This window comes from Anaeromyxobacter dehalogenans 2CP-1 (assembly GCF_000022145.1).
GTDB lineage: Bacteria > Myxococcota > Myxococcia > Myxococcales > Anaeromyxobacteraceae > Anaeromyxobacter > Anaeromyxobacter dehalogenans.
The window spans coordinates 3,480,578-3,504,992 of sequence record NC_011891.1 but is presented as its reverse complement, the minus strand read 5'-3'; the positions used below and the strand labels follow the sequence as shown (position 1 = coordinate 3,504,992).

At 76.2% G+C, this 24,415-nt stretch carries 15 protein-coding genes; 6 read left to right on the top strand and 9 right to left on the bottom strand.

The features are described 5' to 3' along the window. Window positions 1–20 precede the first annotated feature (20 nt). From A2CP1_RS15930 to A2CP1_RS15915, 4 genes are all read right to left on the bottom strand, one after another. Window positions 21–5,300: a carboxyl transferase domain-containing protein gene (locus A2CP1_RS15930; RefSeq protein WP_012634217.1), complete on the bottom strand. Its 5,280-nt coding sequence runs from the start codon at window positions 5,298–5,300 to the stop codon at window positions 21–23. Window positions 5,301–5,565: 265 nt separating this feature from the next. After that, window positions 5,566–6,129, bottom strand: coding sequence for a c-type cytochrome (locus tag A2CP1_RS15925; RefSeq protein ID WP_012634216.1), 564 nt, complete (start codon window positions 6,127–6,129; stop codon window positions 5,566–5,568). Beyond that, the gene (locus A2CP1_RS15920; protein WP_012634215.1) at window positions 6,126–7,226 is read right to left on the bottom strand and encodes a hypothetical protein; all 1,101 of its coding nucleotides are present in this window, start codon (window positions 7,224–7,226) and stop codon (window positions 6,126–6,128) included. Before A2CP1_RS15920 ends, A2CP1_RS15925 begins: the two co-directional genes overlap by 4 nt. 132 nt (window positions 7,227–7,358) lie before the next feature. Beyond that, window positions 7,359–9,353 (bottom strand): hypothetical protein, encoded by a 1,995-nt coding sequence (locus A2CP1_RS15915; protein WP_012634214.1) that lies wholly within the window; start codon window positions 9,351–9,353, stop codon window positions 7,359–7,361. 433 nt (window positions 9,354–9,786) lie between these two features. Between A2CP1_RS15915 and A2CP1_RS15910 the strand changes: the two genes are divergently transcribed. Together A2CP1_RS15910 and A2CP1_RS15905 are read left to right on the top strand one after the other, a co-directional pair. Further along, entirely contained in the window at window positions 9,787–10,743 is a 957-nt protein-coding gene (locus tag A2CP1_RS15910; RefSeq protein ID WP_012634213.1) for an MBL fold metallo-hydrolase, read from the top strand. 182 nt (window positions 10,744–10,925) lie between these two features. Then, a complete protein-coding gene (locus tag A2CP1_RS15905) occupies window positions 10,926–12,884 on the top strand; it encodes a cytochrome c3 family protein (RefSeq protein ID WP_012634212.1) in 1,959 nt (652 codons plus the stop codon). Window positions 12,885–12,967: 83 nt separating this feature from the next. Here A2CP1_RS15905 and A2CP1_RS15900 read toward each other — a convergent pair whose 3' ends face one another. The 3 genes from A2CP1_RS15900 to A2CP1_RS15890 form a co-directional block, all read right to left on the bottom strand. Beyond that, window positions 12,968–15,574, bottom strand: a complete 2,607-nt coding sequence (locus A2CP1_RS15900) for a PEP/pyruvate-binding domain-containing protein (RefSeq protein ID WP_012634211.1) — start codon at window positions 15,572–15,574, stop codon at window positions 12,968–12,970. A gap of 125 nt (window positions 15,575–15,699) precedes the next feature. Then, window positions 15,700–16,017, bottom strand: coding sequence for a hypothetical protein (locus A2CP1_RS15895; RefSeq protein ID WP_012634210.1), 318 nt, complete (start codon window positions 16,015–16,017; stop codon window positions 15,700–15,702). Window positions 16,018–16,191: 174 nt separating this feature from the next. After that, entirely contained in the window at window positions 16,192–17,391 is a 1,200-nt protein-coding gene (locus A2CP1_RS15890) for a 3-phosphoglycerate dehydrogenase family protein (protein WP_012634209.1), read from the bottom strand. Window positions 17,392–17,563: 172 nt separating this feature from the next. Here A2CP1_RS15890 and A2CP1_RS15885 point away from each other — a divergent pair, with 172 nt between their 5' ends. Next, window positions 17,564–18,232, top strand: a complete 669-nt coding sequence (locus A2CP1_RS15885) for a hypothetical protein (protein WP_012634208.1) — start codon at window positions 17,564–17,566, stop codon at window positions 18,230–18,232. A 223-nt stretch (window positions 18,233–18,455) separates the two neighbouring features. After that, entirely contained in the window at window positions 18,456–19,721 is a 1,266-nt protein-coding gene (locus tag A2CP1_RS15880; RefSeq protein WP_012634207.1) for an L-lactate MFS transporter, read from the top strand. 24 nt (window positions 19,722–19,745) lie between these two features. On the opposite strand, the gene A2CP1_RS23495 is transcribed toward A2CP1_RS15880, so the two are convergent. Next, a complete protein-coding gene (locus A2CP1_RS23495) occupies window positions 19,746–19,889 on the bottom strand; it encodes a hypothetical protein (RefSeq protein WP_012527042.1) in 144 nt (47 codons plus the stop codon). A 148-nt stretch (window positions 19,890–20,037) separates the two neighbouring features. On the opposite strand from A2CP1_RS23495, the gene A2CP1_RS15875 reads away from it, so the two are divergent. Both A2CP1_RS15875 and A2CP1_RS15870 read left to right on the top strand, forming a co-directional pair. Continuing rightward, window positions 20,038–20,514 carry a hypothetical protein gene (locus A2CP1_RS15875; protein ID WP_012527041.1) on the top strand — a complete coding sequence of 159 codons (477 nt, stop codon included), beginning with the start codon at window positions 20,038–20,040 and terminating at the stop codon, window positions 20,512–20,514. 209 nt (window positions 20,515–20,723) lie between these two features. After that, on the top strand, window positions 20,724–22,928 hold the full coding sequence (locus tag A2CP1_RS15870) for a hybrid sensor histidine kinase/response regulator (protein WP_150106354.1): 2,205 nt from the start codon (window positions 20,724–20,726) through the stop codon (window positions 22,926–22,928). Here A2CP1_RS15870 and A2CP1_RS15865 read toward each other — a convergent pair. Further along, on the bottom strand, window positions 22,925–24,391 hold the full coding sequence (locus A2CP1_RS15865; RefSeq protein ID WP_012634205.1) for a DEAD/DEAH box helicase: 1,467 nt from the start codon (window positions 24,389–24,391) through the stop codon (window positions 22,925–22,927). The two genes, A2CP1_RS15870 and A2CP1_RS15865, sit on opposite strands and share 4 nt — an antisense overlap. Window positions 24,392–24,415: the final 24 nt, after the last annotated feature.

Sequence of the window (24,415 nt, the reverse complement as noted above, 5' to 3'; positions counted from 1 at the left end):
CGTGCCGCGCGACGCCGCGGTCAGCCCGAGTGCCGGGCGATCCCTCGCGCGACCGCGTCCACCAGGTACGGCCGCAGGTCGGCGGGCGCGATGATCCGGTCGAGCGAGCCGACGCGCAGGGCGCGGTCCACCGTGTGGACCCCGTCGAACGCGTCCGCCACCTCGCCCACCTTCTCCGAGCGCACCGCCGCGACGATCTCGGCCAGCCGCCCCCGCGCGGCGCCGCCCGCGGCGGCGGCCTTCTCGGCCTCCATCACCCGCGGGTCCTTCCGGGTGCGGGTCTCCACGTCACGGGAGAACACCACCGCCGCGGCGGGGGCGCCGCCGATCACCGAGGCGCGCGCGCCCTCCACCGCCACCACCTCGATGTCCTCGCGGAGCGCCTTCGAGAACACCACGAACGCGCCGCCGTGGTAGCGCGACACCACGCAGAACACGAACGGGCCGCGGAAGTTCACCACCGCGCGGCCGATCTCGGCCCCGTACTCCAGCTGCAGCCGCCGCATCGACTCCGGCGATCCGTCGAAGCCGGACAGGTTCGCGAGCACCACCACCGGCCGGTTTCCGCTCGCGCCGTTGATGGCGCGCGCCAGCTTCTTCGAGGACTGCGGGAAGAGCGTCCCGGCGGACCAGAGCTCGGGTCCGTCGGCGGGCACGAACTCGAGGCGGGGCAGCGGGCGGGACTCGATCCCGAGCAGGCACACCGGCCAGCCGCCCAGGTGCGCGTCCCACACCACCGCGGTCTCGCCGCCGCGCAGGTCGCGCCACCGCTCCAGGGGCGGGTGGTCCTGATCCACCGCGGCCGCCATCACCCGCCGGATGTCGAACGGCTTCTTGCGATCCGGGTTGGTGGCGGGGTCGAACACGTCCCCCACCGTGTCGAACCCGGCGCCGCCGGCCGGGCCGTGCGGGAACGTCCGCACGTCGCGCGCGGCCGGGTCGGAGGTCGTGGCGCGCCGCGGGAAGCGCTCGCCGGGGGCCACGTAGGTGTGCTCGTAGTGACGAAGCAGGAGCTGGATCGCCTCGCCCATGCTGGCGGCCTGGTACTGCGCCTGGCCGTTCGGGCCCATGATCCGGTCGTATCCGCCGATGCCCTGGTTGTCCTCGGCCGAGACGCTGCCGGAGTAGTCGAGCGCCTCCTTCCCGGTGAGGACCATGGCCGAGCCCGGCGTCATCACCAGGATCCCGCGGGTGTGCATGAGCATGGTGGCCTCGGCGTTCCAGTACGGCTGCGCGCCGACGTTGATGCCGCAGACCACCACGTTGATCTCGCCGCCACCCTGCGTGAACGTCACGATCCGGCGGAGGACGCGCGAGATCCAGTCCATGTTCTCGGTGCCGCTCTCCATGGAGATCTTCGCGCCCGCCGAGACGGCGAACCACTCCAGCGGGACGCGCAGCCGCTCCGCCAGGTCGAGCGCGGCCTCGATACGCCGGCACTCGGGCTCGGCCAGCGCGCCCATGGAGCGGCTGGGATCCCCGAGCAGCACCACCCGCGCCATGCCCTCCGGGTGGCGCGGCGTGAACGTCCGGACCACGCCCACCACGACGTTGGCGCCGTTCTGGCCGGGCGGGCGCGACACCGGGGCGAGCGCCCCGGCCGCGTCCAGATCGTGCTCGACGAACTCGCCCGGCGGCACGCCGGCCTGCGAGTCGCGCGTCGGCGCGAGCATGCGCACCAGCTCGAACGGGTGGACGAGGCCGCGGCGCCGGAGCTGCACCACGCGCAGGTGGTACTCGGAGAGCGGCTCCAGCGGCCGGTCGGTGGGCGCGTCCCAGCGCACCGCCACGCTGCGCCCGTCGGTCGTGACGCGCACGAGCGCGTCCCTGAGCTCGCCGGTGTCCGGGTGGGGGACGCGGGCCGCGAGCAGGACCATCTCCAGCCCGAGCCCCTGGGTGGCCGGGCCGATCCGCTCGGCCACCCCGCGCACCTCGTCGCGCGAGAGCAGCAGCGGCGGCTCCACCGTGAGCAGCACCCGGTTCCACTCCAGCCGCTGGTGGGGCGCGCGCCGCGCCTGGAACCGGCGCATGCCGGCGAGCGCCTCGTGCAGCATGCGCTCGAGGTGCGGGAGCTGGACCACGCGGCCGCGGGCGTCGTGCAGCGGGGTGAGGTCGCGCACCTCGGCCACCGCGAACAGCCGCTCGTCGCGCGGGTTGTCGCGCGCGACGCCGCGGTACAGGTAGACGTCCTCGGGCGAGGGCAGCCGGGTCAGCTCGAACTTGGAGAGCCGCGCGAGCTGCATGCGCCGGAAGATCATGGGGTGCACGCCGCGGTAGCGCGGCTCCTCCACGAGCTCGGCCGGCCCGCCGCGGAACGTGAAGTGGAGCTGGCTGGCCTGCCGCCCCAGCCCGCGGGCAGGGTACGCCACCAGCACCGAGGCGCGGCGCAGCGGCCGGCGGAAGCCGGCCTGAGAGAGCGCGGCGCGCAGCTCGGCCGCGATCGCGTCGGGATCGCCGCCCGCCCCGTCGCGCCAGAGGTACAGGTCCACCGAGGTCTGGGCGCCCTCCGGCGTGCGCTCGGCGAGCCGGGCCGCGGCGGCGGCCGCGCGGGCCAGCTCGGCGGCCGGCGCGAACGCCGCCACGAGCTGGATGCGCCGCGACTCCGCCGCGTACTCGGTCAGCGTGCAGGCGACCCCGTCCACCTCCTCGACGGTCGCCGGCGCGGTGGCGCGGTGGCGGTAGTAGCGGCGCGTGAGCGTCTGGGCGAGCAGCCGGCGGAACTCGGGCTTCGCCCGCGCCATCCTCGCCAGCATGAGCGTGCTGAGCGGCTGCGGGCAGGCGATGAGCCGCGACACCAGCGTCTCGCGCGCGGTCCCCTCGGCGCGTGCCAGCTCGGCGAGGTCGGCCTCGGCCTGCGCGTACACCGCCGCCCGGACCTGGTCCAGCTCGGGCTTCTCGAAGCGGCGGTAGCGCAGCTCGCGGGCGAGGTCGCCCAGCGCGGGGAAGCGCTCCTGGCCCACCGCGGCCAGCCGGTCGAGCAGCTCGCGCGCGCCCGCGTCCTCCAGGCCGGGCGGCACGCCGTCGCCGGCCAGGCGCCGCTCCAGGATGCCCAGCACCGCGGCGAGCGGCGCCTCGGCCCGGTCGTGCGCCTTCTGGATCCGCAGCAGCGCCAGCTCGAGCTCGCGCCCGGGGGCGTCGAGCGAGACGTTGTAGTGCGCGAGCGCGCGGCGGAGCTGCGCCAGGAAGCCGGGGGTCAGCCCCTCGCCGCGAGCCTCCGGCTCGTGGAGGTAGCGCCAGAGCTCCTCCAGCGGCGGCGGCGCGTCGGCGGCGGCGGAGGGGCCGCGGCCGCGCGAGAACAGCGCCTGCACGTCGCCGAACGCGGCGAGCGCGCGCTCCTCCTCGCGCAGCGCGCCCGGGTCCTCCGGGGCGACGCCGGCGGCGCGGTCGCGCCAGCCGGTGGCGAGCGCCCGCGCGTCGGCGTCGGAGAGGTCGAACCCGAGCAGCAGGCGGTTCAGCTCGCGGAGGCCGGCCAGGTACCGCTCGTGCGCGGTGGACGGCTCCGGCGGCGGCTCGCCGCCGAGCGCGAGCGGTGCGCCGGGCGCCGCGGGCGGGCCCTCTCCCTCGGGATCGAGGCGCAGCAGCGGCGCGCCCGCGTCCACCTGGCCGTTCGGCACCGCCAGCACCTCGCGCACCACGCCGGCCGTCGGCGCGGGCACCGCCAGCTCGACCTTCATCGACTCGACGCGGGCGACCGGCTCGCCCGCGGCGACGCGCTGGCCGGGCACCACCGGCAGCGCCACCACCATGCCGGGCAGGGGAGAGGTGATCACGCCGCCCGGATCCCGGGTGACGAGGTGCGGGACCCCGTCCACGTCCACCAGGTGTCGGGTGCCGTCCACCGCCGAGAGCACGCGCGCGCGCCGGCCGCCCCACGCCAGGCGGCGCTCGCCCCGGGCCAGGCGATCGACCTTCACGTCCACCGGCGCGCCGCCCGCGGGCGAGACGCGGTAGGCGTCCGGACCGGTCTGGCGCACCTCCAGGCGGTGTCGCTCGCCCGCGTGGAGCAGCTCCACCGCGCGGCCGGACGAGGGGCCGACCCGCGGCCGCCCGCGGCGCGCCTCCGCCAGGAAGCGCGCGCGCTCCAGGTCCAGCTCGAGCTCGTAGGACTCCAGCGCCGCGGCGAGCAGCGCCACCTCGGGGCTTGGCGCGACCAGCCGTTCGCGGGCCGCGGCGAGGCGAGGGAGGAAGCCCACCCCGGCGGTCCCGGCGCGCACCTCGGTGCGGGCCAGGAGCGCCAGCAGCCAGGCCTTGCTGGAGCCGCTCCCGCGGGCCAGCGCGTCGGTGTCGGAGAGCGCCTGGGCGAGGCGCCCCAGGGCGCGGCCGCGGTCGGTGCCGAGCGCGACGATGGTGGCCATGGGCTCGGCGCCGCCGCGCGCCTCGTCCCCCTCCTCGACCGCCGCCTCGGCGTGCACGTCCGGGTCCGACGGCAGCCGCAGCCGCTCCAGGCGTCCGGGCGCGGTCGCCGGCTGCGGAGCCTCCGGGTCCCGCGCCAGCAGCCGGGCCGCGACCGCGAAGCCGCGCGCCGCCGGCAGCGGGCGCAGCGCCGCGCCCGCCGCGAGCCGGACCGCCTGCCGCACCAGGTCCACGCCGGCGGCGGCCTCGATCGCGGCAGCCGAGCGCGGGAAGGCGTCGACCCCGGCGAGCACCAGCCGGCGGGTGGCCGGGTCGAGCAGCAGCTCCACGCTCGCGATGCCCACCCAGCGGGCCGCCGCCGCGATCGCCAGCCCGAGCATGCGGGCGCGCGCGTCCTCCTGCGCGCCGAGCGCCGGCGAGGGCGACTCGGCCAGCACCGCCACGTCCGCGAGCCGCAGCGAGGCGTCGCCGACCCCGACCGCCTGCGCCTCGCCGGACCGGTCGCGCGCCACAACCACCTCGAGCAGCCGCGCGGCGGGATCGGCCCCGCCGGCGGCGGCCAGCGGCACGCCCACCTCGGCCGCGATCGCGGCGAGCCCCTCGGGCGCGCGCACGCGCTCGAGCACCGACGAGGACGGGCCGAGGAACAGCACGCCGAGCTGCTCGCAGGCCTCGGCGAACGCGGCCCGCTCCGCCAGCGGGGCGGGGCCGAGCCAGGCGGCCTCCGCGCCGGCCACGTGCAGGGCCAGCTCCGGCGAGCCCTCCACCTCGACGGAGGCGTCCGCCTCGCGGACGAACGGCAGGCGCCGGTCGCGCGGCGCGTGGACCGCCACGGCCAGCGCCGACTTCCCCTCGCGCGCCAGCTCGCGGACCGCGCGCACCGCGCGCCGGCCCGCCTCGCTCCGATCCAGCACCGCCACCCGCCCCAGCGACACCGCCTCCGGCATGCTCCGCTCCTCGCGCCGCCCGGTGGGCCGGACGCGGCAAGGGGCGGGACGCGACGGCGCGGCCCGCCCCGGACCTCCGCCGCGGGAAGGATCGCCGATTCCGGCCCTCCGGAGGGGAAGAAGCGCGCGCGGCCGGCGAACCGGGTGGGACGCCGGGCGGCCCCCCGCGGGCGTGCGGTCGTGCGCACGCCCCGGCCGCCGCCGCGGCGAGCGCGGGGGACGACCGGGGCCGATGCGGCGGGGCGGCCTCGTGTCGCGCCGCCGCCTACCTGGCGGCGGCCTGCGCGGGCGGGATGGGCGCCGGGACGCGGTTCTTGATGGGCGGGATCGACCGGAGGAACGCGAACATGGCGGACAGGTCGGCGTCGGTGAGGTGGGTCGCGTTCGGCCACGGCATGGGCGGGAGGATCTGGCGGCCGCGACCGCGGTGGCGCCCGGTGCGGAGCGTCTCCTTGAACTCCTGCTCGGTCCACTCACCGATGCCGGTCTCCCGGTCCGGCGTCAGGTTCGCCGAGAACGTCGTGCCCCACGGGCCGGACGCGGCGGTCATGGTCAGCGAGAACACCGCGCCCCAGGGTCCCTCCGGCAGCGCGGGGGCGGGCGGCATCCGGAGCTGCTCCGGGTGGCCGGAGAGCATCCGGGTCATGTCCGGCTCGGCGCCGTTCGGCCCCATCTTGAACGGCGTGTGGCAGTCGTTGCAGCCGGCGATGGTGACGAGGTACTTGCCGCGCGCGATCGCGGCGTCCTTGCCGGCGGCCTGCGGGGCGGTGGCGGCCGCGAGCAGCCCGAGGGCGCCGGCGGCGAGTGCTGCGGTGGGGATGCGCTTCATCGGTTCTTCTCCTGGTGATCGGGTGCTGCCGGGTGGGTCGTCGCCGGTCCGAGGTCATCCCGGACGAAGGCGGCGACGAGGTCGAGGGCCTGCGCGTCGGCGAGCTTCGTGCCGAACGGCGGCATCTGGAGGAGCGGGTCGCGGGAGCCCATGCGCCGGACGAGCACGCTCGCCCCCGGATCGCCGGCGGCGATGCGCAGCGGGGCGTCGCCCATGCCGGGCGGGCGCGCGCGGCTGGGCTGGCCGACGGCGGTGGCGAGCGGCGCGCGCGCGTCGCCGCCGCGCACGCGCTGGGCGAGGTCGAGCCCGAGCGAGGCGAGCGTGCCTCGGGCGTCGTGGCAGCTCGCGCAGTTCGCGTGCAGGTAGCCGAGCGCGGCGCGGGCGCGCGGAGACGGCGCCGCGATCCGCGGCGGCCTCGCGAGCAGGTCCGCCGGGAGCCCGCGCAGCCGGCCGGTCCGCGCCAGCGCGGGCAGGTCCACGTCGCCCGGGGCGGGCGGCTCGGCGTGCGGCGCCAGCGGGTCGCGATCCGGGGAGAGCTGGAGCGCGGAGAAGCCCAGCACCGGCGTCGGGGCGCCCTCGTGGCAGGCGCGGCAGTCGCCTGCGGCGGGCAGGTCGTGGCCCACGCCCGGCGCCACCTCCGCCGCGCCGCGCAGCCCGCGCTCCGGCGCGCGCTCGGCGTCGCTCCCGTCGGGCAGCCAGCGGTAGGTCGCGTACGTCCAGGCGCCGTCGCGCCCGAGGACCATGTAGCGCGTCTCGACGCGGCGGCCGCCGAACGAGAACTCCTTCCAGAGCCGGGTGCCGGGCGGGAACCGCCAGGCGTCCGGGTCCGACGCGTCGATCGCCTTGCCGGCCGGGAGCCGGATCCAGCGCGCCTTGGCGGCGCCGTCGCTCCAGAGCGGGTACTGCGGCGTGTAGCGGAGGACGCCCGGCGCGACGACGCCGTGCGCGGCGTCGGTGAACAGGCCGGTGCCGGAGAGGCGCTCGGGCGCGTCGCCCGCCGCGCGCGCGCCACCCGGCGCCACCCACAGGGCGGCCGCGGCGGCGCCCGCGAGCGCCGCCGCGACCTTCCCCATCTGCTGCCACTTCCCCCCCGCCATGATGCCCCTCGGTCCGTCTCGAAGACGGGCGGAGGATGCCCGAGCGCGCGGGGCGGGGTTCCTAAAACATCGCTCGGCCGTTCCTAAGAACTGCCTAACGCGCGCGGTGCCCGCCTGGGGCGCCGGGGCGGCTCACGGCGTCGCGTACAGGAACGTCGTGTCCGGGAAGCGCCGCCAGCGCTCGGTGATCACGCGGCGGAGCTCGGCGTTCTTCCCGCTGGCCGCGTCCACGTGCGCCTGCACCAGCGCCTCCGCCGCGCGCCGGTCCCCGCGCGCCTTGATGCCGAGCGCGAGCGCCTCGAGCCGCTCCACCGACGCGCCCAGCCGCGACCGGTCCAGCTCGAGGCAGCCCTCGTCCTCGCCGTTCGCGGCCTTCGCCTCCGGGCGCCACACCAGCGCGCCGTCGTCGGCGAGCGCCGCGAGCTGGATCGCGGCGAGCGCCGAGTACGGCCGCAGGCGGCCGTCCGAGGTGCGGACGCCGACGCTCACCTGGCCGAACGCCCAGACCACGTTCTCGAGGAGCGCGCGGTCCGCCTGCGCGGGCGAGATCACGCCGCGCTCCGCCAGCCAGCCGGCGAGGTACAGCGCGCTCTGCTGCGCCTTCAGCTCCTCCAGCATGGCGGCGAGGTTCCCGCCGAAGATCTGCGGCGCGGTCCGGCCCTTCACCGCGTACTCGTGCGACGGGCCGAGGTTGTGCGCCGCCTCGTGCAGCACGAAGCCCATCCGCTCGGCGTCCGGATCCGGCGTGCGCCGCGCCATGGTGTCGGCGCAGAGGACCGAGGCCGCGCGCCGGCGCCGGATCTCCAGGCTCTCCGGGTCGGTGTAGAAGTTCGTCATCGCCACGGTCCGCCCGCGCCCCTCGTTCGCCACCTTCCCCCAGTTCGGCAGCGACTGGCCCACCGTGGCGCCGCGCGGCGCGCGCGCGTCCCCGGCGTTCAGCGCGATGGCGATGAAGTCGGGCAGGTGGAACGCCACCGGCCGCGCCGCGTAGGGCGGCCCGGCGAGCCGGGCCAGCGTCGCCTCCATGTCCTGCTTCACCGGCTCGAGCCGCCGCTGCCAGGCGAGCGAGCCCGGGTCGATGCGCGCGAGCGCGAGCTCGAAGCCGGCCTTCAGCGCGCACGGATCCGAGTACGTCTCGTCGGGCGCCACCCGCAGGAACCAGCGGGAGTTCTCGGCGTTCATGCTGGCCCAGGCCTCGTCGGCCCGCTCCCAGCCGCCGTCGCGGAACGCGCGCGCCGCCGCCAGCAGGTAGGCGTGGAGCGCCCGCTCGTCGGTGGCGCGGATGGCGGAGGCGGCCCGCTCCAGCGCGCGGGCGACCGCCTCCATGTCCTCCGGCCAGGCCTTCGGGTAGGGCACCGCCGCGAGGCCGCCGCGCGCATCGCGCGCCACCGCGGTGAACGGGCTGGTGAGCGCGTCCGCGTCCGGCCCTCGCGCCAGCCCGGCGCAGAAGCCCGGGTCCGCCTGCAGGTCGGCCGGGTACAGGCCGGAGCGGCGCGGCGGCACCGGCGAGAGCGCGCCGCAGCTCGGATCGCCCTCGGTGGCGGGCGCGGTGCACCACGGCCCCTTGTTCACCAGGAACGCGAGCCGGGAGGCGCCGTCGCCCGGCGGGATGCGCTCCGCCATGCCCAGGATCCCGAGCTGGCGCGCGTTCAGGCGCTCGATGATCCGGGCCGCGTCCACCAGGTGGCGGAGCATCTCGCGCTCGGGCGGGCGCAGGCCGGAGCGGTCCATCTCCACCACCGCGAACAGCCGCTGCGAGAGCTCCCGCGCCAGCGCGGCGCGGCGTGCGGCGTCCGCCCCGGCGGGCGCCGGCTGCGGCGCGGACGCCCGCGACTCGACGCTCGCCCAGGCGGCCCGGAACGCCGGGGTGAACCGGCCGTGGCGGATCCAGTGGTCCCGCGGCCGCTCGTCGAGGCCGAACACGAGCGCGAGCTCCGGCGGGTCGATGGCGCCGTTCGCGTTCGCGTCGGCGCGCCAGTGCAGCGGGAGGCCGAGCTCGAGCGCGGCGCGGTTGAGCCGCGCCCGGGCGTCGCCGCCCGTGGCGCGGGCCGGGGAGGCGGCGCGCGCGGCCTGCGGGGCGACGGCGAGGAGGGCGAGCGCCGCGGCGAGGCGGGCGAAGGTCTTCATGGCGGGGAGCTCCGGAGCTGGGCGGGCGGAGAGGCCCGCCAAGGGAGGCGCCGGGCGGCCGGCCGTGACCCGCACCCGCGGGCGCAGCGCGAGGGGAATCCCGGAAAGCCGAAGGGGCCCACTGTCCCGGGCCCCTTCGATCCACCTTGCTGGTAGCTCGTCATCGCGAGCGTTGCGGCCGGCTCACCCGGCCTCGACTGCATTCGATGTGTCCTGCAGTTGCTCCGCTGCTATGCGACCTCCTTGGAAGGTGCTGCGTGCTTCACCTCGCATCGTGGCGATCCTGCGGGCCGGGCTCAACGCCCATTAGGGGGCTGGAGACCTTTCGTGAAATCGCAGGTCTGCGCCCGGTGTGGGCGCCGGGTGCGCGCCGCCGCGCAGCGGCGTCCCGATGCGCTACGCTGGACGGCCAACCTCCCCGGAGCCCGCATCCATGACCCTCGAGCCCGCCCGCGAGATCGCCCCCGGCGTCCACCTCATCGACACCGGCTACGTCCGGCCGCGCCTCGCCGCCGCGTACCTGGTGCGCGGCCGCGACGCGGCCGCGGTGGTGGAGACCGGGACCGCCGGCTCCGTCCCGCGCGTGCTCGACGCCGTCGCCGCGGCTGGCCTGCGGCCGGACGACGTCTCGCACGTGGTGGTGACGCACGTGCACCTCGATCACGCCGCCGGCGCCGGCGCGCTCCTGCGCGCGCTGCCGCGCGCACGCCTGGTCGTCCACCCGCGCGGCGCGCGCCACATGATCGACCCGTCGAAGCTGATGGCCGGCGCCGCGGAGGTGTACGGCGCGGAGCGCGTCCGCGCGCTCTACGGAGAGGTCGTGCCGGCGCCCGCCGACCGCGTGATCGAGGCGCCGGACGGCTTCACGCTCGACCTGGGCGACCGGCCGCTGCGCGCGCTGGACGCGCCCGGGCACGCGAAGCACCACCTGGTGCTGCACGATCCCCGCTCGCGCGGCTTCTTCACCGGCGACGCGTTCGGCATCTCCTACCGCGAGACCGACTCCGCCGGCGAGCCGTTCCTGTTCCCCACCACCACGCCGGTGCAGCTCGACCCGCCCGCGCTGAAGGCGACGCTCGCGCGCATGCTGGCCGAGGCGCCCGAGCGCGTCTACCTCACCCACTACGGCATGCTCGAGGGCGACATCGCCCGACACGCGGCGGCGCTCGGTCACGGCCTCGACGAGCACGTGCGCCTGGCGCGCGCGGCGCCCCCCGGGCCGGGCCGCCACGCCGCGCTGCGCGAGGCGCTCGCAGGGCAGCTCCTCGCCGGGCTGGCCGCGCACGGCGCGCCGCTCGATGCGGCCGCCGCGCTGGAGCTGTTCGCGGTGGACCTCGACCTGAACGCGCAGGGGCTCGAGGTGTGGCTGGACGCGCAGGCCGCCGCGTAGCGGCGAGCCGCCGCGGACCGCGGCCCGGCGTAGACGGCAGGTGAACGCGGTCCGCCGCGCGCGGCCGCGCCGCATCCACCGGCGGGTCGAGACGATTTGCCCACGCCTCTCGTGCGTGTCCCGAGATTAGGGTCGCGCCGGTTCGGATCGTTTGAATTCCACCGAACGAGAGGGAGCTGGGCATGCGATCCACGTGGATGTCGAGGGCGGGCGTCGCGGCGGCGGCGCTCGCGTTGGCGGCGGCGGCGCCGGCGTCCGCGGCGGAGAAGGAGGCGGCGCCGGCCGCCCCCGGCTCGCCGCGCACGCTCCAGGGCTACGTCGAGCAGGAGAAGGCGTTCTACGACCACCTGAAGAAGAACCACCCCATCTTCAAGTACGAGAAGGACGGGCGGCTGGTCGGCAAGTACACCATCAGCGACCGCGAGGAGGAGTTCGTCGAGTTCGGCGGCGGCAAGGCCTACGCCGAGAAGACCGGCGACCACGCCTCGATCACCTACCGCCTCGGGCAGGAGTCGATCCTCGACCTGCCCAACAAGTTCGTCGGGTCGAAGAAGTGCGGCGAGTGCCACCCGGCGCAGTACGAGAAGTGGAAGCGCTCCCGCCACAACCTGGTGGTCCGGTTCCCGGACGAGATGGTCGAGACGAAGGACCTGACCAGGCCGCAGTTCGGCGAGGCGCCCATCCTGCCCCCGGGCATCACGCCCGACGCGGTCTACGCGATCATCGGCACGCCGCGCACCAAGTACGGCTTCCTGGACGCGTGGCTGGTCCGCGGCACCTACCACGTCGAGGGCGGGCTGCTCCGCGACGGCACCGGCACGCTGGTGGCCGGCGGCAACCAGCACTCCCGGACCTGGGCCGAGTCGCTCACGCCCGAGGTGGCGAAGCAGATCGCGACCTGGGTCCCGGGCTTCCCGACCAAGCTCGAGGAGTTCGGCGACAACGGGAGCAAGACCTGGGGCCTCACCTCCTACGGCTCGAAGAACCGCAAGAGCATGATGTTCCAGCCGGCCACCGCGTACTGCGAGGTGTGCCACTCGTTCAAGTTCGACTTCAAGAGCCAGGAGGAGCTGATCCAGGCGCTGGGCAAGCCGGAGGAGCTGCGCAAGCACACGATCAACAAGGGCATCAGCTGCGAGGAGTGCCACGGCGCCGGCGCGCACCTCATGGGCGCGCGCGCCTCGGCGTCCTCCAACTGCGAGCGCTGCCACCAGCGGTTCGTCTGGAACGCGGACGAGGCGGCCAAGGATCCGCGCCAGGCCTTCAACGCCTACTTCAAGAGCCGCTGCCCGTCGTGCGGCACCGAGGGCTCGCAGGCCTACTACACCGCGCACTGGGAGTCGGGCATGACCTGCTCCACGTGCCACGATCCGCACGAGGTGACCGCGAACGACTGGCGCGAGCGGGTCACGGTGCCCGGCCTGAAGAAGGAGTGCCAGGACTGCCACCAGGCGCAGGCCTCCATGTTCGTCCACAACGACGTCCACGGCGCGAACAAGTGCTCGAGCTGCCACATGCCGAGCATGATGAGCTGCGAGAACTTCGGGACGATCCAGTACACGGACGTCGCCGGCTTCGACACGCAGCGCACCTCGCACATCTTCAAGATCCTGGTGGACCCGAAGGCGAAGACGCTCGATCCGCCGCCGGGGAAGGATCGCAACTGGAAGGAAGGTGCGTGGCGGCTCGCGAAGAAGGACGGGAAGCCGTTCGTGGACCTGATGTGGGCCTGCGGCCGGACGAGCTGGGGCGACGACGACCTGGAGAGCGCCGGCGGCTGCCACAGCCCGACGCGGTCGGAGCTCTCGAAGGACCTGCACTTCACCAACCAGCAGCAGATCTACGACCGGCTGATGGGATGGCAGGGCCCTGTGAAGCAGGGCGTCGCCGAGGCGAAGCGGCTGCTCGAGGCGGCGCGCCCGGCCATCGCCAGGGCGAAGCTGCCGCCGGCGAAGCTCGGCCAGGCCACGCTCATGGCGAACCAGGCGCAGAGCATCCTCGACACGGTCGCGGCCGACGGGTCGTCGGGCGTGCACGCGCCGAGGTACACGATCGAGAAGGTGAAGGAGGCGCAGGTGCTGGCGCAGGGCGCGCTCGACGTGGTGGGCGCGAAGGCGCCGAGGAAGGTGTCGATGCGGTAGCGGACCGCGGCGGTCGGTCGTGATCGCCCGCGCGCCGGACGTGGGGCCCCCGGGGGCTCCCGTCCGGCGCGTCCCGTTCGTCCCTACGCCGGGCGGGGCGGCGGGGGAGGGCCGGCGACGGCGGGCTCGTCGGCGAGGTAGCCCAGCACCTCCTGCGTGACGCAGCTCGCGTACAGCCAGAGCCGCGGTCCGCCGGGCGCCGCCGGGAAGTCGAGCACCCGCACCACGCCGGCCAGCCGCGCGTCGTCCGGGAGCAGCTCGGGCAGGCGGTTCGGTTGCATGCGCAACCGCTCCGCCTCGAGCGCGTGGCCGGGGTAGCCCGGATAGAGCGCGAGGTAGAGCATGTCCGCCTCGACCAGCTCGTTGAAGAAGTGCGAGCCGAGCGACACGTCGGGGATCACGTTGCCCATCCCGATGATCTCGCCCAGCGCCGCGACCCGGTGGATCTCGGCGAAGCTGACCGGCACGCCCAGCGCCGGCGTGGTGGTGCCCCAGCGCCCGGGGCCGAGCAGCAGGATCCGCCCGCCCTCGGCCGGCGTCGGGAGCCGCGCGGCGCGGCCGACCACGCGGGCCACCTCGTACCGATCCTGGGTGGACAGCGTCGAGTAGACGTCCGGGTCCACGAGCACCAGCCGGTCGACGGGCGCGTGGGTGCCCTGGCCCACCACCGGCCCGCGGCTCGCGAGCAGCACCGCGTCGGTCCGCACCTGCGGCGGGGGCGGCAGCATCCCGCCCTCCTTCACCTGCAGCGGCCGGCACTGCACCAGGTTGACGCGCAGCTCCCCGCCGGCGAGCTGGTTCGCGGTGAACTCGACGTCCACCGGGTAGCGGTAGGCGTCGCGGAGGATCGCGAGCATGGCCCGCATCTCGGCCACGAACGAGGTCGCCCACAGCAGCTTCTCGAACGTGAGCACCCAGCCGCCGCCCTCGCGCCGCTGCACGGCGAACAGGTCCACCGGCAGGTCCGGGCTGCCCCGCACCACCGCGTCGATGCGCTCGGCGGCGAAGCGGTTCGCCTCCAGATCGATGACGTCCACGCGGCGCTGCGCGTACTCGGTGACCTCGTCGAGGCTCGTCTCGGGGCGGAGCTTCGGCGCGTTGAGCGCGACGACGCGCGTGTAGTCGTCGTCGGAGCGGTCCACCGCCCGCGTCCCCATGCCGAACACCAGCCGCAGCACGCCGGCCTGCGGGTCGATGAGGTGGCTCCACACGTACGGGTTGTAGGAGAGCGCCACGCCCGCGCACTGCGGGTAGAAGTACTTGCCGCGGACGCCGCCGGAGACGCGCTGCACCAGGATCGCCATCTGCTCGTCGCGATCGAGCAGGCCCCGGCGCTCGCGGTAGTGCAGCGCCTCCTCGCTCATGGCGCTCGCGTACACCGTCTTCACCGCGGCGAGCAGCGCCTCGAGCCGCTCCTCCGGCGAGCCCTGGTTCGGGCAGAACACGCTCTCGTACTTGCCGGTGAACGCGTTGCCGAAGCCGTCCTCCAACAGGCTGCTGGAGCGGACGATGATGGGCGACTGCCCGTACGACTCCAGCATGAGCACGAACTGCCGGAGCACGAAGTCCGGGAACGTGCCCGCCAGGATCCGCGCCTGCGCCTCGGCGGCGCCCTCCAGGAACGCGCCGCGCGAGCGCTGGCCGCGCCGCGCCCGCCACAGGCCGTTCCGCACCAGGTACGTGTAGAAGACGTCGGAGCCGACGAACCAGGAGTCGTGCGGCTCCAGGCGCCGCTTCCAGCCGGGCTCGGTGCGCTCCAGCACCGCTCGCGCCACCAGCATGCCGGCGGCCTTCCCGCCCACCAGCCCGGTCCCGACCATGCGCCGCCGGATCGCGAACAGGTCGTCGAGATCGAGGTAGCGCGCCGCCAGTTCGGTGAAGCGCTCGTCGCGCGTCAACATCATCCGCAGCAGCGTCCGGAACGCCTCCTGCCCGTCCTCCCACGGCCGTCGGCCGGCCACCACGTCGTCCGCCACCGCGCGCGCCTGCAGGAACCGCCGCTCCCACACGTCGATGCGCGAGAACGGGTCGTGCCGGCGCTCGGTCGCGTCGGCGAGCGCCTCGGCGACCACGGCGCTCTCGGTGAGCGGCCGGAGCGCGTCGCCCTCCCAGCGGTGCGGCAGGTACATGGTGGGCGAGTGGCGCCCCTGCACCTTGAGCGGATGGACGTGCAGCGCCGCCTGGTGCCGGAACACGTCCACCAGGAGCTGCGTGGTGCTGCGGATCGCGTCCACCGCGTCGTGCGAGTGCCCGTCGCGCAGCAGCGCGAAGTACGTCACGGTCTCCAGCTCGTAGAGGTACGGGCAGGTGACCATGAAGAAGTTGCCGAGCATGAGGTCGCTGTACCAGTCGGCGGCCAGCCCGGAGAGGCAGTCGAAGACGTAGTAGGCGCCCTTGCCCTGGGCCTCGATGACGCGATGGATGCTGGCGGTGAAGCTCTCGAATCCGAGCGCGGGGCTGAGCCGGTGGACCTGCGCGCCGGACGCGTCCGGCACGAGCTGGGCGTGGCGGGCGAACCGGAAGTAGACGAGCTTGCGCCCCTCGGCCAGCGCGCGGGCCACGAACGGCGCGACCAGCGGCGCGTAGTCCTCCACCGACTCCACCTGCCAGACCACGTTGTCGCCGGGGCGGAGCCCCTGGACCACGGCGTCGAGGGCGGCGAGGCCGGTGCTGGCGGGCGAGGAGGGCATGGTCGGGGCCGGCGCCCACGACTCTCGCATCAAGCCGGCGGGGTGTCGACCCGGACCTGCCGCGGGCGCGGCGCGGCCCGCGCGACCGGCGGGCCGCGAGCAGCCGGCGCCGCCGTCCCTCGCGCTCAGCCCGCGCGCGAGCCGACCAGGTCGGCGCGGCCCGGGATCACCGCCAGCGCGAACACCAGCGCCGCCACCAGGCCGTTGTTGAGGCGGGCCAGCCCGGACAGGTCCGGCATGAGCAGCGCGGCGCCGCCGAGCACCAGGGCCACCACCGCCATCGCGAGCCGCAGCCTGGGCAGGCCGCGCGAGGCGAACGCGAGCACCGCGATGGCGAGCGCCGCGACGCAGGTCAGGAAGATCGACGGGCCGCTGTGGGAGAGCGCGAAGGCGGTGACGAGCAGCCAGGCGGCGAAGAACAGGTTCCAGCCGATGAAGCGCATGTGGCCTCCTCCCGGTCGGCGCGACGCCGCGGGCCCCGACCCGCTCCCCGGCGCGCCGGGACCCGGCAAGCGTCCCGGACGTGCGCGCGCGCGTCAACCCGCCGCCGCGGGGACCCCGCCGTGGGGGAGGCGCCGGACGTCCCGCCGGACCGCCCGGCGCCCCGCCGGCAGGGATCAGAGGTCGAAGCAGCCGACGAACAGGATCTCGTCGACGCGGGCGCGGATGCGCTCCACGACGGCCTCCGGCGGCCGCTCGTCGAGGTCGATGGCGCAGCTCGCCGCCACCGCCTCGTCGAACACGGTGTTCCGGATCTCCTGGGCGTTGATGCCCGCCTCGCGGATGAGCGCCATCACGTTCGCGATCACGCCGACGCGGTCCACGTGCCGCACCACCAGCCGCGCGCGCGCCGGGGTCTTCCGCGCCACGTTCACGCAGCTCGGCACCTGTCCGCTGCGCACGAACGCCTCGACGATCCGCACCGTCTCGCGCGCGATGGCGTCCTGCGCCTGGGCGGTGGAGGCGCCGATGTGGTGCGTGCCGTACACGCCGGGCAGCTTCGCGAGCGGGCTGTCGAACTCGGCCTGCCCCTTCTCCGGCTCGCCCGCGAACACGTCCGCGCCGACCCGGAGGCGGCCCGCGGTGGCGAGCTCGAGCAGCGCGTCCTGATCGACCAGCTCGGCGCGCGCGGTGTTCACCAGCAGCGCGCCGGGGCGGAGCGCCTCCAGGACGTCCCGCGAGATCACGCCGCGCGTCTCGCGCGCGAGCGGCAGGTGCAGCGAGAGCGCGTCGCTGGCCCGCGCCAGCGCGAGGAGGTCCGGCGCGCGCTCCACCCCGAGCGCCCGCGCCCGCGCGTCGTCGAGCGAGCGCGACCACGCCACCACCCGCATCCCGAGCGCGCGGGCCCGGGCCGCCACCTCGCGCCCGATGGCGCCCACGCCCGCGATCCCCAGCGTGCGGCCGAAGAGCCCCTCCGCCTCGGAGAAGCGCTTCTTGTCCCAGCGGCCGGCGCGCAGCGCGGCCACGTTGTCCGGGATGCGCCGGTCCAGCGCGACGAGCAGGCCGATGGCGAGCTCGGCGACGGCGATGGAGTTCTGGCCGGGGCAGTTGGTGACGTACACGCCGCGCCGGGAGGCGGCCGCCACGTCGATCGTGTTCACCCCCGCGCCGGCGCGGACCACCAGCGACAGCCCCGGCGCGCGCTCGAACACCTCCGCGCTCACCTGCTTCGACCGCACCACGAGGATGGACGCGCCGGCGACGGCGGCGGGCAGGTCCTTCGCCGGCACGTCGGCGCGCAGCTCCACCTCGAGCCCGAGCGCGGCGAGGTCCTTCAGCCGGTCGGCGGGGAAGGCATCGGCGACGAGGATCTTCACGGGTGGCCTCCGGTTCCGGGCGCGGGCGCGCGCCCTGCGTGGGCGCCTCATTACCGCGGCGGCGCCCCGGCGCGTGCGCGCCTGCCGGGGCGTGCCCCGGAAGCCGCCGGGCGCCCGGCCGGCCGCCGGCGGCCCGTTGTGCCCCGGCCGGCCCCCGGCTACCCTGCGCCGCATGCTCCGCGCCGCCCCCGCCGTCGCCCTGATCCTCGCGCTGTCCGGGACGCTGAGCCCCGGGGCCGCGCGCGCCGAGGGCACCGGCGGCTGCCACTGCTTCCGGGACCGCACCTTCGAGCCGGACCGGCCCGCCGCCGCCGACCCGTACATCCTCGCCACCGCCCGGAGCTCCCTCCTGTCGGCCGCGTACGGGCCGCCGAAGCGCGAGCTGGTCGCGGCGGTGATGGGCGGGCGCCCGGCCGAGGACCTGTGGATCGCGCACGGCGCCGCCGCGCGCACCGGGGCCGACGCCGCCGACCTGCTCGACCTCCGCGATCGGCAGGGCGGCTGGAAGGTGGCGCTGGCCGGCAAGCCGGGGCTGGGCAAGGACCTCGAGGCGGCGCTCGCGCGCGGGGCGTCGGACGCCGACCTGGCCGCGGTGATCGTGGACGCGACGCTGGTGAAGCGGCTGCGCGCCGACCCGGCGCGCCTCCGCGAGGCGAGGGCCGCCGGCGCCCGGAGCGAGGAGCTGATCGTCCTCACGCTGCTCTCGGCGCGGACCGGCCGGTCCGAGCTGACGCGGCTGGTGCAGGTGCAGGCCGGGAAGGCCACCTGGGGCGCCGTGCTGCACGAGGCCGGCATCGCCCCCGGCGACCTCGACGCGCTGGTGCGGCAGTCCGTCCGCTGATCGTCCGGCGTTCGGGGGAGCGCGCTGGATCCGCGTCAGGCCGCGCCGCGGCATGCGGTCGCAGGCGCGCCCGCGCGCGCCCGCGCGCGTGACATCGCGATCGAGATGATGCTCAAATCGCGGCCAATCGACGATCAATCTCGCGGTCAATCGGGGTCAGCGGGCCGCCCCGGCCGCGCCGTCCACCACGCCGGCGCGGCCATGGCCCGCCGGAGGCCGGACCATGCACCGACGCGGCTGGGTGGTCACGCTGGCTGGCATGGGGCTGAACCTCGCCCTGGGGATCCTGTACGCCTGGAGCGTGTTCTCGAAGCAGCTGGTCGAGCCGGTCGCGCGTGGCGGCTACGGCTGGACGAAGACCCAGGCCACGCTCCCGTACACCCTCGCCATCGCCTGCTTCGCGCTGATGATGGTCCCGGCCGGCCGGCTGCAGGATCGCCTGGGCCCGCGGATGGTGGCGAGCGCCGGCGGCGTCCTCACCGGCCTCGGCCTCATCGTGGCGAGCTTCGCGTCGCCGGGCGCGCTCGCCCCGGCGCTGATCGGCTTCGGCCTGCTCGCCGGCACCGGGTTCGGGCTCGGCTACGCGGCCGCCACCCCGGCCGCTGTGAAGTGGTTCCCGCCGGAGAAGAAGGGGCTCATCACGGGCCTGGTGGTGGCGGGCTTCGGCATCGCGCCGGTGTACATCGCGCCGCTCTCGAAGCACCTGCTCGCCACCTACGGCGTGAGCAACGCGTTCCGGATCCTCGGCGTCGCCTTCCTCGTGACGGCGACCGCGTTCTCGCAGCTCATCCGCAACCCGCCCCCGGGCCACGTGAAGCCGAGGGCGGCCGCGGCCGGGCCGGCGGCGGCGGCGCACGCGGACGTGGGCTGGCGCGACGCGGTCCGCACGCCGATGTTCTGGACCCTGTACGCGCAGTACGCCTGCGCCGCCACCGCCGGCCTCATGATCATCGGGCACATGGCCAAGATCGTGGCGGTCCAGTCCGGGAACGCCATCCAGGCCGGCTCGGTGTTCGTGGCGCTGCTCGCCAGCTTCAACGCGGGCGGCCGCGTGGTGGCGGGCGTGATCTCCGACTACATCGGCCGCGCGGTCACCATCGCGCTCGTCTGCGTGCTGCAGGCGCTCGCCATGTTCTTCTTCGCCGACCTCAGCACCATCGGCGGGTTCGTGGTCGGCTCGGCCGTGGTGGGCTTCAGCTACGGCGCCTGCCTGGCGCTGTTCCCCGCCACCGCGGCGGACTGCTGGGGCACGAAGAACATGGGCGTGAACTACGGCCTGCTGTTCACGGCCTGGGGCGTGGGCGGCGTGATCGGGCCGACGCTGGCCGGCCGCATCGCCGACTCGACCGGCTCCTACGCGGGCGCGTACCACGTCGCGGGCCTGCTGCTCACGTTCGCGTTCGTGCTCGCGATGTTCAGCTACATCCAGGTGTCGGTGAACCTGCCCGGCCGCGAGCTGACGATCCGGCTCGGCAAGCGCGCCGCCTGACCGGGGAGGCGCGGCCGGCGGGTCTCAGCGCTCCCGCTCGCCGCGCTCGTCCTTCCGGCGCAGCCACCCCCAGCCCCACTTCTCGCTCCACAGCCCGGGGCCGGTGGCGAGCACGCCCAGCGCGGCCAGCAGGAGCGCGCCGACGATGGCCTTGGGGTCGATCTCCATCACGCCTCCGGGTGGGAAGTTCGGGTGCCAACGATAACGGGGCAGCCGCCGCGCCGCACGGGGACCCGCCGGTCGTCGAATTCGGGTTTCGCGAAGGGCGGCGCGGGAGTAGATTCCGCCCCCGCACCCGAAGGAGAACGCTCGCACGATGTCCAGCTCGCTCGTACGCACCCCCACCGTCCTCGCCGTCCTCTTCACGCTCGCCGCCTGCGCCCGCGGATCCGCCGGCGGCTCCCTCGAAGCCAAGCTGCCGGTCTCCCCCGGCGCCCCGTGGGACGACGCCCGCGGCCAGCTCGAGAAGCTCGATCCCAACGCCCGCCTGATGGAGGGCCTGGGCGGCCGCACCGCGGTCGCCCACACCCAGCTCGAGATCGCCGGCTACCGCTTCGAGGAGCTGTCGATCGCGGGCGCGGTGGCGCGTCCCAGCGTCCGCACCGTGACGCTGACCGCCCCGTCGCCCGCGGCCGGCTGCGACCGCGCCCGGGACGACCTGCTGAAGGCGCTCGGGTCCGACTGGACCGCGGGCGACCTGCGGCTGGGCGCGGTCACCGCGACCAAGGGCACCACGCGCTCCGCCCGGATCGTCTGCACCGGGGCCGAGCTGTCCGTGTCCATCGTCGGCTGAGCCCGCCGGCCCGGCGCACGCCACCCGGACGCTCCGCTCGCCCCCGCGGCGAGGGTGGGGCGTGCGCGCGTCGGAATTGACGATGGGTGAAGCCCCGCCTGAGCGTGGGAGGCGGGGGGCCGGCGCCCTATCGGTCACGCGTGCGGTCTCTTCGCCCCAGGGCGCTCCGGCGCCGCCCTGCCCGGGTCATGCGGTTCAGGTGGCGCCTCGTGGGTCTCACCGCGGGCGCGCTGCTGCCGGTGGCGCTGTTCTCCGCCGCGACGCTGAGCCGGCTGGCGGCGGGCGAGCGCGAGGCGAACCGGCAGCGCCTGGTCGCCGACGCGCGCACGCTGGCCGAGGGCGTGGACCGCGAGACCACCGCCACGTTCCGGGCGCTGCAGGCGCTCGGCGGGTCCGAGCGCCTGGAGCGCGGCGACCTGGATGGCTTCCGCGAGGACGCGGTGCGCGTGCTCCGGACGCAGCCCACCTGGCACGCGGTGATCCTCGCGAGGCCGGACGGGCTGCGGCTGCTCGACACGCGGAGGACCTCGGTCGCGGCCACGGCGCCGCCGCGCGACCCTCGCAGCCTGGCGGAGGCGGTCGGGACCGGCGAGCCGGTGCTGGGCGACGTCTTCACCGGCCCGGACGGCGCGCTCCTGGTCGCCGCGCGGCTCCCGCTGATGCACCGGGGACGGGTGCGGCACGTGCTGAGCGCGCTCATCCCGGCGGAGGCGCTGCGCGATCTCGTGCGGGTGCCCGGGACCGGCGAGAACCCCTGGATCCGAACGCTGGTGGACCGGTCCGGCACGGTGGTGGCGCGGAGCCGGTCGCCGGAGCGCTTCGTGGGACAGCCCGCGTCGCCGCGCTTCCTGGAGGCCGCCCGCGCGGGCGGCGAGGGCGTGTACCGCGACACCAACCTCGACGGCGGGCGCTCGTACGTCGCGTTCGGCCACTCGGCGCGCGCCGGCTGGACCGCAGCGGTGGTGGCGCCGGTGGACATGCTGGACGGCGCCACCCGGCGCTCGGTGCTCACCATCGCGGCGCTGGGCGCGGCGGTGCTGCTCGTGAGCGCGGGCGGCGCGTTCCTGGCGGCGGGCCGGTTCAACCGCGCCATCGCCTCCGCGGCAGCGTCCGCCGAGGCGCTCGCCCGCGGCGCCCGCCCGCGGGTCGAGGCGGAGGGGATCGCGGAGGTGGCGCGGCTGGGCGAGGCGCTCGAGCGGTCCGCGGACCTGCTCGCCGCGCGCGAGCGGGAGCGCGACCAGCACCTCGCGGTCGCCGAGGCCGCCCGCGCCGAGGCCGAGGCGGCCAGCCGGACCAAGGACGAGTTCCTGGCCATGCTCGGCCACGAGCTGCGCAACCCGCTGTCGCCCATCGTGACCGCGCTGGAGCTGCAGGATCTCGGCGGGAGCGGCGGGACGCGCGAGCACGCCGTCATCCGCCGGCAGGTGGATCACCTGGTGCGGCTGGTGGACGACCTGCTCGACGTCTCGCGGATCACCCGCGGCAAGGTCGAGCTGCAGCCGGAGCGCATCGAGGTCCGGTCGTTCGTCGCGCGCGCGGTGGAGATGGCGACGCCCCTCGTGGAGGAGCGCTCGCACCGGCTCACGGTCGACGTGCCGGAGGGCCTCGCGGTGGTCGGCGACCCGCACCGGCTCGCGCAGGTGGTCGCGAACCTGCTCACCAACGCGGCCCGGTACACGCCGCCCCGCGGCCACATCGGGGTCCGGGCGGCGCTGCGCGGCGCCGAGGTGGAGCTGGCGGTCCGGGACGACGGCCGCGGGCTCGCGCCCGAGCTCCGCTCCCGCATCTTCGAGCCGTTCGTGCAGGCGCCGCAGGGCCAGGATCGCCCGCAGGGCGGGCTCGGCATCGGCCTCGCGCTGGTGCGGAGCCTGGTGGAGCTGCACGGCGGCCGGGTGGAGGCGTGCAGCGAGGGGCCGGGCAAGGGGAGCACGTTCGTGGTGGAGCTGCCCGCCGCCCCGCGGGCCCCGGCCGCCTCGCCCCCGGCGCCGCGCCCCGCCGCCGCGGCCGCCGCCGCGCCGCTGCGGATCCTGGTGGTGGACGACAACGAGGACGCGGCGGAGCTGCTCGCCGACGTGCTCGCGCACGCCGGGCACGAGGTCCGGGTGGCGGGCGACGGCGGGCGCGGGCTCGAGCTGGCCGTACGGTTCCGGCCCGACGTCGCCCTCCTCGACATCGGCCTTCCGGTGCTCGACGGCTACGAGCTCGCGGTCCAGCTCCGGCGGCGCCTGGGCGAGGCGGCCCCGGTGGTGATCGGTGTCAGCGGCTACGGCCAGCCGAACGACCGCGCGCGCAGCGCCGCCGCCGGGTTCCGGCACCACTTCGTCAAGCCGGCCGACCTGGAGGCGCTGCTCGCCGCGGTGGCCGCGGCGGGGCGGGAGCGCGGGCGCGCGCCGGCGACCGAGGAGCGCGCCTAGCGGCGCTTCTTCGGGCCCCACGAGCCGACGCGGCGCGGCTTCGAGCCCGCGCCGGCGGCGGCGGGCGCGCTCCGTCGCGGGGCGGACGCCGCGGGCTGCGCGCGCGTTGCCCGCTCGCCCGCGGTGGCGGCGCCCTCCGCGCCCTTGCCGCCCGCCAGCCGATCGCGGTGCGCCGCGGCGCGCCGGCGGTTGCGGTTCATGCCGGCCGGGCGCGCGCCCGGGCCCGGGTTCGCCTGCGCCGCGTCGGCCCGCTGGAGCTCCGCCTGGAAGGTGGCGTGCTCGCGCGGCACCTCGGCGCGCGGGATGGGGGCGCGGGTGAGCCGCTCGATGTCGCGGAGGAGGTCGAGCTCCTCCGGCGAGGCGAACGCGGAGGCCCGGCCGCTCGCGGCCATGCGCGCGGTCCGCCCGACCCGGTGCACGTAGTCCTCCGGCACGTGCGGCAGGTCGAAGTTCACCACGTGGCCGATCTCCGCCACGTCGATGCCGCGCGCCGCGATGTCGGTGGCGACGAGCACGCGGTACTGGCCGTCGCGGAAGCCCTCCAGCGCCATGCGGCGCTGCGCCTGCGAGCGGTCGGCGTGGATGCGCGCCACCTTGTGCCCGGCCCGCTGCAGCGCCTTCGCCACCTTGTCGGCGCGCCGCTTGGTGCGGGTGAACACGAGCGTGGACAGGTCGTCCTCCTCCAGCAGCGCCATGAGGAGCGGCAGCTTCTCCCGCTGCTCGGGCAGGAACACCCGCTGCTCGGCCCGCTCGGCGAGCGTGCCGCTCCGCGCCACCTCGACCCGCACCGGATCGCGCAGGTGCGCGCGCGCGAACTCGGCCACCTCGCCGGCCATGGTCGCCGAGAACAGCAGGGTCTGGCGGACCTTGGGGACGCGGGCGAGGATCCGCTTCAGCTGGGGCGCGAAGCCCATGTCCAGCATCCGGTCGGCCTCGTCCAGCACCAGCACCTCGAGGCCGTCCAGCCGCGCGGTGCCCTGCTGCAGGTGGTCCACCAGGCGTCCGGGGGTGGCCACGATCACCTCGTGGTCGCGCAGCGCCGCGCTCTGCGCGCCCATCCCCACGCCGCCGATCACCAGCGCGCCGCGGACGTGGCGCCCGCGGCCGAACCGGTCCAGCTCGCCGGCGATCTGGACCGCCAGCTCGCGCGTGGGCGCGAGCACCAGCGCGCGCGGTCCGGGCTTGCCGTGCGCGGCCGCCGGGCGATCCTTCGGCGCCGGCGCTCCCCCGCCCAGCCGCTCGATGATGGGGAGCAGGAACGCGGCGGTCTTGCCGGTGCCGGTCGCGGCGGCGCCGATCACGTCGCGGCCGCCCAGCGCGGGCGGGATGGCCTGCGCCTGGATGGGCGTGGGGTGCTCGAAGCCGGCGCGCTCCAGCGCCTGGAGCGTCTTCTCGGAGAGGTTCAGGTCTGCAAAGGTCGGGCTCAAGCGCGGCACCATAGCCTTTCGGCCGTCGCCGCGCATGGAGGATCGCGCGCCTCCGCCGCG

Bases quoted from the DNA above. Each gene is read 5' to 3' on its own strand.
- A2CP1_RS15930 (WP_012634217.1), bottom strand. From the start codon at position 5,300: ATGCCGGAGGCGGTGTCGCTGGGGCGGGTGGCGGTGCTGGATCGGAGC.
- A2CP1_RS15925 (WP_012634216.1), bottom strand. From the start codon at position 6,129: ATGAAGCGCATCCCCACCGCAGCACTCGCCGCCGGCGCCCTCGGGCTG.
- A2CP1_RS15920 (WP_012634215.1), bottom strand. From the start codon at position 7,226: ATGGCGGGGGGGAAGTGGCAGCAGATGGGGAAGGTCGCGGCGGCGCTC.
- A2CP1_RS15915 (WP_012634214.1), bottom strand. From the start codon at position 9,353: ATGAAGACCTTCGCCCGCCTCGCCGCGGCGCTCGCCCTCCTCGCCGTC.
- A2CP1_RS15910 (WP_012634213.1), top strand. From the start codon at position 9,787: ATGACCCTCGAGCCCGCCCGCGAGATCGCCCCCGGCGTCCACCTCATC.
- A2CP1_RS15905 (WP_012634212.1), top strand. From the start codon at position 10,926: ATGCGATCCACGTGGATGTCGAGGGCGGGCGTCGCGGCGGCGGCGCTC.
- A2CP1_RS15900 (WP_012634211.1), bottom strand. From the start codon at position 15,574: ATGCCCTCCTCGCCCGCCAGCACCGGCCTCGCCGCCCTCGACGCCGTG.
- A2CP1_RS15895 (WP_012634210.1), bottom strand. From the start codon at position 16,017: ATGCGCTTCATCGGCTGGAACCTGTTCTTCGCCGCCTGGCTGCTCGTC.
- A2CP1_RS15885 (WP_012634208.1), top strand. From the start codon at position 17,564: ATGCTCCGCGCCGCCCCCGCCGTCGCCCTGATCCTCGCGCTGTCCGGG.
- A2CP1_RS15880 (WP_012634207.1), top strand. From the start codon at position 18,456: ATGCACCGACGCGGCTGGGTGGTCACGCTGGCTGGCATGGGGCTGAAC.
- A2CP1_RS23495 (WP_012527042.1), bottom strand. From the start codon at position 19,889: ATGGAGATCGACCCCAAGGCCATCGTCGGCGCGCTCCTGCTGGCCGCG.
- A2CP1_RS15875 (WP_012527041.1), top strand. From the start codon at position 20,038: ATGTCCAGCTCGCTCGTACGCACCCCCACCGTCCTCGCCGTCCTCTTC.
- A2CP1_RS15865 (WP_012634205.1), bottom strand. From the start codon at position 24,391: ATGCGCGGCGACGGCCGAAAGGCTATGGTGCCGCGCTTGAGCCCGACC.